The organism is Anaerococcus hydrogenalis, from assembly GCF_002871895.1.
Classification (GTDB): domain Bacteria; phylum Bacillota; class Clostridia; order Tissierellales; family Peptoniphilaceae; genus Anaerococcus; species Anaerococcus hydrogenalis.
This window is the reverse complement of sequence record NZ_PNHP01000001.1, coordinates 114163-129158: the sequence shown is the minus strand read 5'-3', so window position 1 is coordinate 129158 and position 14996 is coordinate 114163. Positions and strand designations below refer to the sequence as shown.

Genomic DNA, 14996 nt, shown 5'->3' with positions numbered 1-14996 from the left:
GTTTTTGATGATTCAGAAGAATTATTTAATACTGTAACAGTTCCTTAATAATTTATGCTAATTCATTTATAGTTACTTATTAAGAATATTCTTTATTCTATTGGATATATTCTCTATATTGAATCCTCTTTCACTGTAAAGTTTAGCTCCATTTCCAGATTCACCAAACTCATTTATACAAATAACATTTTCTGTTTCTTTTGTATATCTTTCCCATCCAAATCCAGAAGCTGCTTCAACAGAAAACACTGGCTTAGTATTGTCAATTATAGATAATTTATACTCTTTGTCCTGACTTTCAAAGATTTCCCAAGAAGGCATATTAATAACTCTTATATTTATTCCTTCTTTTGTCAACGAATTAGCTACTTCTAATGATAATGATACTTCAGAACCAGTTGATATAACTGTCGCATCATAATTCTCATTTTCTTTTACAACATAAGCACCTTTAATAAATTTATCATATGATGAATCATACATAATAGGAAGCTCTTGTCTAGCATTTATTAACACAGTCGGTTTATCATTATTTACCGCGTATTTCCATGAGTATATAACTTCATTTGCATCCGCTGGTCTTATAACATCAATATCTGGAATCGCTCTTAATGATGCTAATTGTTCAATTGGTTGATGAGTTGGGCCATCTGGGCCAATTGATAATGAATCATGAGTAAAAATGTAAATAGGGTTTATTTTTTGCAAAGCAGAATGCCTTATAGCAGATTTCATATATTCAGAAAATACTAGGAATGTTGAAGCATATGGAATTAAACCGCCATGTAACGCAATACCATTAGTTATACATGCCATACCAAATTCACGAACACCATAAGCTATATTACTATTACTTGGATTTTCTTTGCTAAAATAACCACATGATCTGATCTTAGTTTTATTTGATTTTGATAAATCAGCTGATCCTCCAATCAGCATTCCAACTTCATCATAAATAAAGTTCAATACATCTTCAGAAGCTACTCTTATAGGTACTTCTTTCTCAAACTTATGGAATTTAGAAAAGTCTAAATTGTTCAATAGTTCTTTATATTCAAATAATCTTTTATATTCCTCAGGATATTTTTCAGAGTATTTCTTTTTCTTCTCTAACCATTCTTCATATTTTTTGTTTGAATAACTTAGGTACTCTTTACTAAAATCTTTTATTTCATCTGGTACATAAAATTCGTCTAAATATTCCCATTTAATTTGTTCTCTTAAATATTTAATACCTTCTTCTCCTAAAGGATCTGAATGAGCATTATTAGTTCCTGCATCTAGTGTCCCAAAACCAATAATATTTTTCACTTCTATAATTGTTGGTTTTTCTGAAGCATCTGCTTCATTAATAGCTTTTCCGACTTCCTCTATATTTTCACCATCTTTAACAAATAAGTAATTCCAGCCCATAGATTCGAATTTTTTCTTAATATCATCATTAGTTGAATCTATTACATTACCATCTAAAACAACATCATTTGAATCGTATAATACAACTAATTTATTTAATCCTAGTCTACCAGCTATTGAAGCTGATTCTAATGCAACGCCTTCCATTAAATCACCATCACCACATATTACATATGTTTTATGGTTTATTATGTCTATGTCATCTTTATTATATAAAGCAGCTAGATGCATTTCAGCTATAGCGAAACCTACTGCCATTGCAAATCCTTGACCAAGAGGTCCTGTAGTTGCATCTACTCCATCAGTTATATAACTTTCTGGGTGCCCAGGTGTTATAGAACCTAATTGTCTATAATTTTTAATATCATCTATTTTTATATTATATCCAAATAAATGATATAAGGAGTATAATAATGGTGTTCCATGTCCAGATGAAAATATAAATCTATCTCTATCAAACCATTCTGTATCTTCAGGATTAATTTTTATATGATTTTTAAATAATTCATATGCCATAGGTGCTGAACCTAAAGGCATTCCCAAATGACCGCTTCCTGCTCTTTCAACCATATCAACTGACAAAGTTCTAATAGTTTTAATAAACAATTCATCAAATTTCATTTATTTCTCCTTGTGAATTCAAAAAACTTAATTAAAAGTTTTTATTAATTACTTATATTTTCTTACTTTTTAAATAATAATTTGTTAATTCTCTGATTCATCTTTTTTAACGAAACTATATCCAAAAATAGCAGCATAAACTAATATTAAACCTGCAACAACTCCTATTCTACCAAGATTGCTTCCTAAAAGACCAAATAATATACCTACTATTGTAAAGTCGGCATCTGAGAATGTTGAATTTGCAAATCCTAAATCTCCTAATACAGGCATTAAGAATAGTGGTAAGAATGATATGAATATTCCGTGTATAAAAGCTCCTATGATAGCTCCTTTTCTTCCACCTTTTGCATTACCAAATACACCTGCTGTTGCTCCACAGAAGAAATGAGGAACTACACCTGGTAAAATTATTGTAGTACCTAGTAATCCCATTATTATTAATGAAACTACACCACCGATAAAGCTTGAGAAGAATCCTATCAATACAGCATTTGGGGCCATTGTAAAAACTATTGGACAGTCAAGAGCTGGTATAGAATTTGGAACTAGTTTTTCTGAAATACCCTTGAAAGCAGGTAAAATTTCATTTAGTATAAGTCTAACACCTGAAAGTATAATATATACACCAGCAGCAAATTGTGCACCTTTCATTAAAGAAAATATAATATAATTTCCTCCATCCGGATACTCACTTGCTACAAAATTTGGTCCAGCCACTAAAGCTACAATTAGGTAAATGACCATCATAGTAAGACCTATTGATACTGTTGAATCTCTTAAGAAAGAAAGACCTTTTGGAAAGTTTGTATCTTCAGTACTTACAACTTCTTTACTATTCTTGCCAATAATTTCACCAATTTTTCCTGATAACCAGTATCCAATACCACCAAAGTGACCAAGTCCAATGTTATTAGCTCCTGTCATATCTCTCATGTAACGTTGTAAGAAAAATGGTGATAAACTCATAATTGCACCTAGTGTTAATGAACCAATAACAACAAGTTGAAGTCCACTGAAACCTGCAACTGCAAAAATAACTGCTAACATACAAGCCATGTATAATGTGTGATGACCAGTTAAAAATATATGTTTAAATTTAGTAAATCTAGCTATCAAAATATTTACTAACATTCCGAAAAACATTATTAATGCTGTTGTTGTACCATATTTTACTAATGCCATTGAAACAATAGCTTCATTATTTGGAACTACACCTTGAACATTAAATGCATGTTGAAACATTTTACCAAAAGGCTCTAAAGAGCCGGTAACTACATCTGCACCTGCTGATAATACTACAAATCCTATCCAAGTTTTTAAGGTTCCTTTAATTATATCTGATGTTGACTTCTTTTGTATAACGAGTCCTATAAGAGCTATTAAAGCAACTAATAGAGCCGGTTGGGAAGCAATATCCACTAATAATTTGATTATTCCATTCATAATAACCCTCCATATTATAATTAATCTATTTATAGATTATAATCTTCAATTACCTTTTTTACTTTTTCCATTAATTCATTTTTGTCAATTATACTGTTAAGCATTACAATTTTTGATTCATCTATAGAAATATTCTCTGCAACATCCCTTGCAACAAAAAATAAATCCGCATCGTTACTACTTGCACTAGAAATATCTGAATGAGTTACTTCGACTCCTGATACACCCAATTCATTAAATGCATCTTTAATATTCATTTCTACCATAAAACTTGATCCTAAACCTGATCCACATAACGCCATTATTTTCATAAAACTCTCCTTATTTATTAATAATATTCAAAATTTCATCTACACTATTTGCATTTTTAATCCTAATTAATTTATTTTGATCTCCAAAAATTTCACTTATCTTTTTTAGAATATCAATGTGACTAGTATTATCTACAGAACAAAACGTAATAATAATTTTAATCGGATGATTTGAATCATTCATTAAATTTATACTATTATTTAGCTTAAGTAGTGACACCCCTGTTTTCTTTACACCAAATTCTGGCCTAGCGTGTGGTACTGCTAATTCAAAGCCAAAATCTATATAAGGTCCAAATTCATCTATATTATGATAGATTGCATCTAGATAATCCTTACCAATATAATCATGATCCAATAAAGGTTTAGCAGATAGATTTATTGCTTCTTTCCAACTAAGAATATCATCACTTATTTTAACATTTTCATTTGTAAAAACATTTTCCATAATACTGTAATATTTTAGCTCTATGGAGCTACCTCCTTCCTATGTAAATTTTTATAAATCATACTATACACTTATAGCAACAGAATTTATCTATATTTATAATATAATAAACTTTAATTTTTATCCTTTCATTTAATTTCCACAAGTTTTAAAACTAGTGGAAATTAAATGAAAACATTTTTTTTAGGTTTTATTATATAATTGTATAAAAGACGATTTTGAATTTGTAAGGTGGATTTATGAGAGAAAACAGAATAAAAAAAATTTTTGAAATACTAACAGAAAAATATGATACATACACTGCTAAAGAAATATCATATTTACTGTCTTGCAGTACTAAAACCATTAGAGATAATATTAAGGAACTTAACAATATTTTATTTAATAACGGAGCCTATATTGAATCAAAATCAGGAGTAGGATATAAATTTGTGATTAATGATTATGATATATTTTCAAAGTTCATCAAAGAAGATTGGCCTAAATACGCTCTTGATAATAGTCCTAATAGTCAAGAATATAGAATCAACTACATGGCATTAAGATTAATAATGACTGATGATTTCATTAAATCTGAGGAATTTCTAGATGTATTATTTATAAGTAGATCTTTATTAAATAACGATATTAAGAAAATGAGAGAGCAACTACTAGAGTATGAGCTTAAAATTATATCCAAACCTTATTATGGTATAAAAATTGTTGGTAATGAGGAATTCAAAAGAAATTTTATAGTAGATTTTATAGAAGAATATTTAGAAACTTCAGAAGCAAAAACTAAGAAGATAACAAAATTTAATAATGAAATTATTTCTTCAATAGAGTCAATAGTTCTAGACAATTTTTCAAAATTTGAATTTAATACAAATTTCATAAAATATAATAATTTTATAAACTACCTAATAATTACAGCTTATAGAATTAAAAATGGACACACTATTTCAAGTAAAAATAATTACCTTAATAAAACTTCATTATATAAAAATATTTTAAGCCTGGCAGAATCTATATGTAAAGAAGTATCAGTCTTAGTAGATATTGATTTTAATAATAATGAGATAGATTATATCTATAATAATCTAATAAGTAAAACCGATACATATAAATCTAATGATTTTAATGAAAAAGTATATGAGCTAATAGAGAAATCTTTATCAACAATTAACGCAATATTCTCTATAGATTTAAGAGACGATTCTGAATTAACGTCTTCTCTTACTATGCATATAATTCCTATGATTAAAAGAGTGAATTTTGGAATAAAACTAAAAAATCCTCTATTAAATGACATAAAAAAAGATCATATTGCATTTGAATGCGCAAAAATATGCTCTCATTTTATAAGCGAGCTATATAACATTGAAATCGATGATGATGAATTAGGATATATTTCTTTGCACTTCAGTGCTTCTCTAGCTAGAAAAAAAGATAAGGTAAATAAAAAAAATATACTTTTAGTTTGTGCCAGTGGGAGGGCTACAGCTCAAGTTTTAAAATATAGATTCAAGCATGAGTTTTCTAAATATATTAATAAATTAGATACTAGTGATTATTTAAAGGCTATGAACATTGATTTATCTAACTATGACCTAATAGTCACAACAATTCCTTTAGACCATTTACAAACAAATAAACCCATTATAGAAGTTAGTGCATATTTATATAAAAAGGATATCAAAAAAATATCAAATCTACTTAAAGGAGACAAATCAATCAACAAAATCAGGACTCTTTTTAATAGTAACTGTTATATTAAAATTTCGGATAGCCAAAGTCTTAAATATGTAGATGTATTAAAATTAATTTCTAGTAGATTGTCCGATAGTAAAGATATTAATCCTGATAAATATTATGAACAACTAATTGAAAGAGAGAAGCTAGCTTGCACAAGTTTAGAAAATAAGGTTGCTATACCTCACCCACTAGTACCAGTTTCTGATCAAAATTTTATTTTTGTGCTAATAAGTAATAATGACATACAATGGAATGTAAATTCAATCAAACTAGTAATATTAATAAATCTTAATGATAATATAGATAATGATATTGCAGAAAGTTTCTACAGAACTTTAAGTGATTTTTTAATAGATGATACGAGAATATCAAAGGCAATACAAACTGATAATATAAATGATTTTTTAAAAATCTTCATCAATAAATAATTATAATATGATAGAAAGATGTCTTATGACTTTATTTAAGTGATAAGTTGTCTTTTTATTTGAAGTGTACCCTCTTTACTGGACAAATCAGTAAGGAGGGTACATATCATTATCAGGATTAAGGTAGATACACAAAATTATTTACAGTCCCAAAAATCCGATTTAAAGATTTTTCTAATCTATTAAATCGGATTTTTTTATCTGTTTTTTTATTTGATTTTTTCAATTATTCTAGATGATGTTTCAAAATCATCGCTTGTTCCTGTTATTGCTTTGTTTTCTTTTGCTATTTTTGACATTTGATCTAGAATTTCACTAATCTCAGTTAAATCTCCAGATTTATTTGCAAGCTTATCTATTCCCTTTGTCTTATAATCACTTAGACCTTTTTTGAATTTTTCAAATGATGATACATATTGATCGCTTCCATTTTTTAATTGGCCTGTAGAATTACTTAATTTGTTTATTCCATTATCTAATTGTTTTAATCCATTTGCCATTGGATTTATTGCTGTTTCATTTATATTTGCAAGTTGTGAAAGGGATTTGGATCTTTCTTGGAATTGATTTAATCCGCTAGAAAGAGAAGCTGAACCATTTAGTAATTCTCCTGAATTAGAGTCTAGTTGATTAATTGCACCAGAAAGTTTATTTACCCCTACTTGGTTTCTTTGGGCGCCTTCTTTTAATTTTTCAGATCCTGCCTTAATTTTACCAGTAGCATCATCTATCATTATTACTGATTCTTCTAATTTTTTAATATTACTATTTGATAAAGAAGAACTGATTTTTTTGCTAGCTTGTGAAAGCTTTGCTGATGATGTTTGGACTTTTTCTTTAGAATCATTTAATTTTGAACTTACTTGTCCTAGTCCACTATTTGCTTTATTAATTGATGAAGTTAATTCTTCTGATCCACCTGCTAGTTGTCCAAGTCCTTCTTTTATAGAAAGATTTGCTTGGCTATTTACACTTAAGGATTGAGATTCTATGCTTAGTCCTTGTTTTATAGCATTTAAATTTTCAATTTCTGATGAAAGAGATCCATCTTCATTTTTTGCTTGTAAGTTTGCTATAACTTGGTCAATTGCACCTACTTGTGCATTTATATTTTGGACACTAGAATCAAGACCTGGTAGATTTTGAGCACTTTGATTTAAATTATTTATTCCTTGACTTAAAGTTTTTGAAGATTCTTCAATTTTTATATATCCACCATTTATTTTATTAATGCTTTCTGCAAGTGGGCTAATTCCATTTGATAATTCATCAAGACCACTTGATAATTGTCCCATTGAATCAGTAAGAACGCTTAAATCATTGTTATTTGAACCTTGCTTTAAAGTATTTCTTAATGAGCTTGTTCCCTTATTTAATTTTTCAAGTGATGAATCAATTTCACTTGCACCATTGTTTAAACTTTCTGCTCCTTGGTTTAAAAGGGCCATATTTTTATTTATTTCTCCAACAGCTCCTGTATATTGGTTTACTCCTGAGTATAATTTTGATCCACCATTATTTAGTTGATTTACAGCTGAGTTGATAGTTTGTATCTTTCCTGGCAAAGTTGAAAATCCATTTGCTAATTGGTCAAAGGAGCTAACAATTTTACTTGAACCTTGGGATAGCTTACCTGCTCCATCATTTAATTTTCCAATTCCATCGTTTAATTTCTTACTTCCTTGATCTAACTGATTTGAACCATCAACTAGTTTTGCTGCATTTTCTTCTAATTCATTTACACCATTTTTTAATTCGTCTAAAGAATCAAGTTTTCCTTCTTCTTGGAAGAATTCATTACTTATAAGCGCATATATTTCTGTTGGTTCGTAATCCTTAACATCCATCTCCATTTCAACTTTATCTTTGAAATTATCTAATTTATCCCCTTCAATAATTCCATCAAAATTTTCTCTAAGTCCTGGTGTTAAAACAGTTGCAATAATTTCATTTTTTCCATCTTTTACAAGTTTTCCACTATCTGTTGTAAGATTTTTCACCTTTTCTGAATTAAAATTAATTTCTGTAAGGGCAAGGTATGGTGAATATATTTCTCTTTCTTCCCCATTAATATTTGCCTTTGTTTTTGTTTTATTAACAGCTTCAATTTTAATTTTTAAATGGCCAGACTTACCCTTTAATTTATCAAAGGTCATTTCTTTTCCATCTAAAAAATATTTTACACTAATATCAACTGGCAAATCTTCTTTTGCTTTTCCTTGATAGTAAATATCCTTGCTATCTTCATTCCAATTAATATAGCCGTTTTCTAAATTTACTTTTTTATCTGTTTTTAAATTTTTAATATCCTTTAAACTTGTTTTATCTTTTATTTTAATGTTACTATCAGAATTTATCCAAATGGAACCTGTCTTATCTTTTATTTTATTAGCTTCTTTTGTTACATATATTGTCTCACTTTTTCTAGTATCTAGATCTTTTGCATAAGCCACATTAGTCATTAAAAGTGAGCTTGCAAGAACTAAAGAAAATCCTTTCATTAATTTATTATTCATCTTTTCCTCCTAATTTAATCCCTTTGTTGTTTTCTTGATAAATGGAAATGCTATTTTTATAACAGCTGGAAGGAATAATATTATTGAAAGCATACTTATTATTGCCCCTCTTGCCAATAGCATACAAATTGTTGAAACTATTTCCATTTTTGAATATAATCCTACACCTACAGTTGCTGCCATAAATGATAAGGCAGATGTAACAATTGATTTAGATGTTTCCTTTACAGTTAATTTTAAGGCCTTATCCACATCCTTATTTTCCTTATATTCTACTAAAAATCTATCCATCATAAGGATTGAATAATCTATTGTTGAACCTAATTGTACTACTCCTATAATTATTGATGTTACAAATGGAATAGTTTGACCTAGATAAAATGGAATTCCCATATTTATTTGAATAGCAAGTTCGATTACAGAAATTAAAACTACTGGAATTGCAAATGACTTAAATACTACAGCAATAATTATAAAAACTATAATAATTGAAACTATATTTACCATTTTAAAATCCCTATCTGATAAAACAGTTAAATCTTTTGTCAAAACTGCTTCCCCAGTTAAGTATCCATTTTTATCATGTTTTTTTACAATTTTATTTATCTTATCAACTTGTTTATTTACCTTATCAGATGCTGTTTGATATTTTGAATTTATCATAATCATTTGATAGCCGTTTTTGGCAAAATTATCTTTTAATTTATCAGGTAAAACTGAATCTGGTATGGTCAAACCTGTTATTGAGTTTGCAGACAAAACATTATTTACTCCATCCACTTCTTTTATTTCATCTATAAGTGAACTTATATTATTTTTGCTCAAATCTTCATCTACTACTACAAAGTGAGTTGATGCCATATTAAAATCTTTTTTCATCTTATTTAAGGCAACTATTGAATCTAAGTCTTGTGGCAAGGACCTATCGAGATTGTAATAAAGATTTGTATTTCTTGCCCCGTAAATTGCAGGTATAAATAAAATTAAAAAGGCAATAAATAATCCATTTTTATGATTTAATACAAAATTTGATGTTTTATCAAATGAAGGCAAAAATATTTTATGGTTAAATCTTGCAACCAATTTTTCTGCTATTAAAATCATTGGTGGTAAAACCACAACTGTAGAAATTAACCCCAACAAAACACCCTTACTCATTACAAGACCTATATCTTTTCCAAGTCCTAAACGCATTAGGATTAGTACTATAAAGCCTGCAAAAGTTGTAAATGATGATGCAAATATTGAGGATACAGTTTTTTGTATAGCTATATCCATGGCATTATTTTTATCTTCATTGTTTTTCTTCTCTTCTACATATCTGTGGTATAAAAATATAGAATAGTCTGTAGTTACTGCCAATTGCAAAACAGCTGCAATAGCCTTTGTTATATAGGAAATTTCTCCTAAAAATAAATTTGTACCAAAATTATATAAAATTGCATAGCCGATATTTAAAATAAATAAAAATGGTATTATAGTAGATTCATTTGTAAGAGATAAGATAACAAGGGCTAAAACAACTGCCAATAAGACATAAATTGGCGTTTCTTGGTCAATTAAATCTTTTGTATCTTTTACAAGTGAACTAATTCCACTTAAAAATTTCTCTTTTGATTCTATTTTTTTAATATTTTCTATGGCTTTCATAGTCCTAAAAGATGAAGAACTTTCAGCAAATTTTACCATTAACAAGGTACAATCTTTAGAATAAAAAACATCTCTTATTTCATCTGGCAAAAATTCATTTGGAATACTATCGCCAAGAATTGATGTTTTTGAAATAACATCTTCTACCCCATCAACTTTTAAAATTTCATTTTTAAGTTTATCAGCATCGTGGTCATCACCTTTCAAAAGTAGCATGCCCGTGGCAGCATTTTTGAAATCTTTATCAAGAATTTCTTGTCCCTGGGTTGATTCTAAGTCAGCTGGTAAATATGATAAGATATCATAATTTACACCCGTAGCCTTATATCCAAACCAAGAAGGTATTAATAATATAGTCATTATTAATAAGACAAGTCTGGGATGGTGAGAAATAAACTTGCTTATTCTTTTCATTACTTATCTCCTGTTCTATTAAAAATTTTTCTAATAATAGCAAATAAAACTGGTTTCATTTCATCAATTGATAAAATTGAATCTTCCAATACAGCACTCTTACAAGTAGACATCATGATTTCTAGGGTGAGAGAAAGTATATAAAGTTTTTGAGATTCTGTGTGACTTTCTAAAAATAAATTATCGTATTTATTTAAAATAAATTTCAAAGTCGAATCAGCTTCGCTAAGCCCATAATCATTTTCAATTTTTGTATAAAGTGTCCAAGTAATATTTTTACTTAAAAGATCTAGTTCAAAAGGATGGGCTATTAGATAATCAATTATGTAATCAACAAATGAAATATATCTTTCAATGGGATCAGTTTGTACACATATTTTTTCTGCATTTAAAATAATTTCTGTTGCAATATTTAAAACCATTTTTTCCTGCAAATCATTTTTATCTGTGTAATACAAATAAAATGTACCTAAACCAAAACCTGCTTCTGTCATAATATCTCTTACAGAAGTTTTATCAGCTCCCTTTTCTTTAAAAATTTTAAGAGCTGCCTCCATAATTTTTTCTTTTTTATTTTCTACATCACTCATAAATTATCTAATCCTTTTAATAAAATGAACGCCGTTCATTTATTGCTACATTTATTATGATACAACTTTCTGAACGGCGTTCAACTTTTTTTCTAAAAAAATATTTAATTTTTTTATTTGTATAACAAATTAGATAAAATCAAGACTCTAAAAAATTATTTTTTGAATTTTTTAAGGCAAATTTTATAATTTCTATTCCTTGGTCAATTTCTTCAATACTTAAATTTGCAAATCCCAATATAAAATAATTTTCTTTTCCATTTTTTTTGTAAGTAAATTTATTTAAATCAATTAAGTGTAGAGATTTATTATTTAAAATTTTTTTAAACTTTATTATATCTATAGATTCATCTATTTTTATAAGTAAATTTAGAGAATCCACTTTTTGGGGAAAAGAAATCTCCTCTATCTCTTCTAATTTTCTTACTATAAATTTAAATTTTTTAAAATAAATATTTTTCATTCTATTTATATGTTTTTCAAATTCTCCACTTTTAATAAAATTCGCCAAGGCTTTTTGTACAAAAGTTGATACTGTATTTGATAGGCCCTTAAAATTTCTCTCGTATTTTTCTAACAAATCATCTGGTAAAATCATATAAGATATTCTAAGTGAAGGAGCTAATAATTTTGAAAAATTTCCGAAATAAATAACATCAGAATTTTTATCCATAGCCTTTAAACTTTCTGTAGGATAGCCTGTAAATTTAAATTCACTATCGTAATCATCTTCAATTACATATCTATCTTTTGAAAGAGAAGCCCAATTTAATAATTCTATTCTTCTTTGAATCGACATAACTGTACCCATCGGAAATTGATAAAAAGGGGTTACAAAAAGACAAAGTGCATTTAAATCAACAAGCTTATCAATTTTTACTCCCTCCTGGTCAAGTTCTAAAGGAATGGGATTTTTTAAATCATAAGTATAAAACTTATTTCCAAAAGCATAACCAGGATTTTCAAAAGCAAAAAGTGTTTGATCAGTTAAAAGTTTTTTTATTATTGAAAATAAGTGTTCAGTTGATGAAGAAATAATTATATTTCTTGAATTTGTTTCTATATTTCTTGAATTTTTCAAATAAATTTTTATGGCATTTCTTAAAGGTTCGTATCCCTTATAAGATCCCTTATCCAAGATTTTTATGTCATTTTTATCAATGGATTCTCTCATATATTTTTGCATGATTTTATAGGGGAAATTTTCATAATCTACCCCGCTTATTGAAAAATCATATTTAATATCTTGACTGGTATCTATTTTTTCTTCTATATTTTTCTTATCTAAAATTATCAAATCATCTATTTTCCTGCAATAAAATCCACTCTTATCCTTCACATAAATATAGCCTTCTTCTTCAAGCTTATAGTAAACTTTTTTTACAGTATTAATGGATACATTTATATCCTTTGATAAGTTTCTTATTGATGGAAGTTTTTCCTCTTCTATAATTTCACCCTTTATTATTTTATTTTTTATAATTTCATAAATTTTATCATATAAAAATTTTTTGTTTTTTGGCAAATTTAAATACATCTGTACCCCTCATTTTTTTATTTTTTGTTACTTTTATTAGTTACAGTTTAGCATATAATTAAATCAAAAGAAATATTAAGGAGTAAAAAATGCCAGATAAAGATATAAATTTAAAATTTGAAAAAAAGGTTATCATGGATGTAATGAATGTTGAGCAAGCTAAAATTGCTGAGGCAGCTGGTGCAAGTGCAGTTATGGCTCTTGAAAGAGTTCCTGCAGATATTAGGGCTGCTGGTGGTGTTTCTAGAATGAGCGATCCTAAGATGATTGAAGAAATTATGAAAGCTGTTAAAATTCCTGTAATGGCAAAGGTAAGAATTGGTCATTTTGTTGAAGCACAAATTCTTGAATCCTTAGGTATTGATTATATTGACGAATCTGAGGTTTTAACAGTTGCTGATGATTTTAACCATATTGATAAAAAGAAATTTAAAACTCCATTTGTATGTGGTGCAAGAAATATTTCTGAAGCTTTGAGAAGAATTTCTGAGGGTGCTTCTATGATTAGGACAAAGGGTGAAGCAGGAACTGGAAATGTTGTTCAAGCTGTAAGACATATGAGAGAAATTAACAGGGAAATTCAAAGAATTTCTGTTTTAACTGATGATGAAATTTTTTCATATGCAAAAGATTTGGCAGTTGATGTTGAACTTTTAAAATATGTTAGAGATAATAAAAAACTTCCTGTTGCAAATCTTTCTGCAGGTGGAGTTGCAACTCCTGCTGATGCTGCTTTGATGATGCAACTTGGAGCTTACGGTGTATTTGTTGGAAGTGGAATATTTAAATCAGGAAATCCTGAAAAAAGAGCAAATGCAATTGTAAAAGCTGTAGCAAATTATGACAATCCTGATGTGATTCTTGAAGTTTCAAAAGATCTTGGAGAAGCTATGGTTGGAATCAATGAAGACGAAATTAAAGAAATTTTTGAAAATAGGTAAGAATTAAAATCAAACAATTGCCCCATATAAAAAATTCTGCATTTATTTGCAGAATTTTTTCTTTATACTCTTTTTAATAAATCTTTTAACCATTTTTCATCTTCAGGATCTGATGAATATCTTTTTTTAAGGTCAATTGATTTTATTGCTTTCATATCCTCATCATCAATTGAAAAGTCAAAAATATTTATATTTTCCTTTATTCTTTGTGGATTGGTTGATTTTGGAATTGGCATTGTACCTCTTTCAACATGCCAACGTAAAACTATTTGAGCAGGAGTTTTATTATATTTATTGGCAAGTTTTTTTATTACAAACTCTTCCAGTAACTCACTTCTACCCCTAGCAATTGGTGACCAAGCTTGGTGGATAATATTATTTTCTTTTAAAAATTTTACAGTATCGTCATTTTGAAAATGTGGGCTTGATTCTAATTGGTCGATTGCAGGTTTTTCTCCAATTTCTAAAAGTTTTTTTAGTTGAGAAAGTTCAAAATTTGAAACTCCAATTGTTTTTACTATCCCTTGTCTTTTATAATCTTCAAAAACTTTCCAAGATTTATCAAAATCCTTTCCAAACCAGTGAAGTAAAACTACATCTAAATAATCTGTTTGTAATTTTTCTAAAGACTCATCCAACGATTTTTTTGTTTTATCATAGCCAAAATCACTTGGCCATACTTTTGTAGCAAGTTGATACTGGTCTCTTTTTTTACCTGAATTTTTAAGCTCAGCTCCAATCATATCTTCATTTTCATAAAGTTTTGCTGTATCTATATATTCATAGCCATTTTCTAAGGCTGCTTCTATGGTTTTTGCAATATCTTCTCTGTCTGTAATTTTATAAGTTCCAAGTCCTAGGGCTGGAATTTTATTGCCATCATTTAATTTAAAATATTTCATACCTACCTCCTGTTTTATTTTTCTACCCCTAAATTTATGTTATAA

At 28.0% G+C, this 14996-nt stretch carries 11 protein-coding genes; 2 read left to right on the top strand and 9 right to left on the bottom strand.

Annotation, left to right across the window (positions count from 1 at the left end; translation table 11 throughout):
- Positions 1–72: 72 nt before the first annotated feature.
- From tkt to CJ192_RS00580, 4 genes are all read right to left on the bottom strand, one after another.
- Positions 73–2034: a transketolase gene (gene tkt, locus CJ192_RS00595; protein WP_102197369.1), complete on the bottom strand. Its 1962-nt coding sequence runs from the start codon at positions 2032–2034 to the stop codon at positions 73–75.
- 84 nt (positions 2035–2118) lie between these two features.
- Positions 2119–3480 carry a PTS ascorbate transporter subunit IIC gene (locus tag CJ192_RS00590; protein ID WP_102197368.1) on the bottom strand — a complete coding sequence of 454 codons (1362 nt, stop codon included), beginning with the start codon at positions 3478–3480 and terminating at the stop codon, positions 2119–2121.
- 29 nt (positions 3481–3509) lie between these two features.
- Complete coding sequence (locus tag CJ192_RS00585; protein WP_102197367.1) at positions 3510–3791, bottom strand: PTS sugar transporter subunit IIB; 282 nt, start codon at positions 3789–3791, stop codon at positions 3510–3512.
- A gap of 10 nt (positions 3792–3801) precedes the next feature.
- Entirely contained in the window at positions 3802–4239 is a 438-nt protein-coding gene (locus CJ192_RS00580; RefSeq protein ID WP_102197366.1) for a PTS sugar transporter subunit IIA, read from the bottom strand.
- Positions 4240–4478: 239 nt separating this feature from the next.
- Here CJ192_RS00580 and CJ192_RS00575 point away from each other — a divergent pair, with 239 nt between their 5' ends.
- On the top strand, positions 4479–6401 hold the full coding sequence (locus CJ192_RS00575) for a BglG family transcription antiterminator (RefSeq protein WP_102197365.1): 1923 nt from the start codon (positions 4479–4481) through the stop codon (positions 6399–6401).
- Between the two features lie 209 nt (positions 6402–6610).
- Here CJ192_RS00575 and CJ192_RS00570 read toward each other — a convergent pair whose 3' ends face one another.
- The 4 genes from CJ192_RS00570 to pdxR form a co-directional block, all read right to left on the bottom strand.
- The gene (locus CJ192_RS00570) at positions 6611–8917 is read right to left on the bottom strand and encodes a YhgE/Pip domain-containing protein (protein ID WP_102197364.1); all 2307 of its coding nucleotides are present in this window, start codon (positions 8915–8917) and stop codon (positions 6611–6613) included.
- A gap of 9 nt (positions 8918–8926) precedes the next feature.
- Positions 8927–10981 carry an efflux RND transporter permease subunit gene (locus CJ192_RS00565; RefSeq protein ID WP_102197363.1) on the bottom strand — a complete coding sequence of 685 codons (2055 nt, stop codon included), beginning with the start codon at positions 10979–10981 and terminating at the stop codon, positions 8927–8929.
- A complete protein-coding gene (locus tag CJ192_RS00560) occupies positions 10981–11571 on the bottom strand; it encodes a TetR/AcrR family transcriptional regulator (protein WP_102197362.1) in 591 nt (196 codons plus the stop codon). The genes CJ192_RS00565 and CJ192_RS00560 overlap by 1 nt, the downstream gene beginning before the upstream one ends.
- Before the next feature lie 139 nt (positions 11572–11710).
- On the bottom strand, positions 11711–13108 hold the full coding sequence (pdxR, locus tag CJ192_RS00555) for a MocR-like pyridoxine biosynthesis transcription factor PdxR (RefSeq protein ID WP_102197361.1): 1398 nt from the start codon (positions 13106–13108) through the stop codon (positions 11711–11713).
- Between the two features lie 89 nt (positions 13109–13197).
- On the opposite strand from pdxR, the gene pdxS reads away from it, so the two are divergent.
- Entirely contained in the window at positions 13198–14049 is an 852-nt protein-coding gene (gene pdxS, locus CJ192_RS00550; RefSeq protein ID WP_004817156.1) for a pyridoxal 5'-phosphate synthase lyase subunit PdxS, read from the top strand.
- Between the two features lie 62 nt (positions 14050–14111).
- On the opposite strand, the gene CJ192_RS00545 is transcribed toward pdxS, so the two are convergent.
- On the bottom strand, positions 14112–14951 hold the full coding sequence (locus tag CJ192_RS00545; protein WP_102197360.1) for an aldo/keto reductase: 840 nt from the start codon (positions 14949–14951) through the stop codon (positions 14112–14114).
- Between the last annotated feature and the right edge of the window lie 45 nt (positions 14952–14996).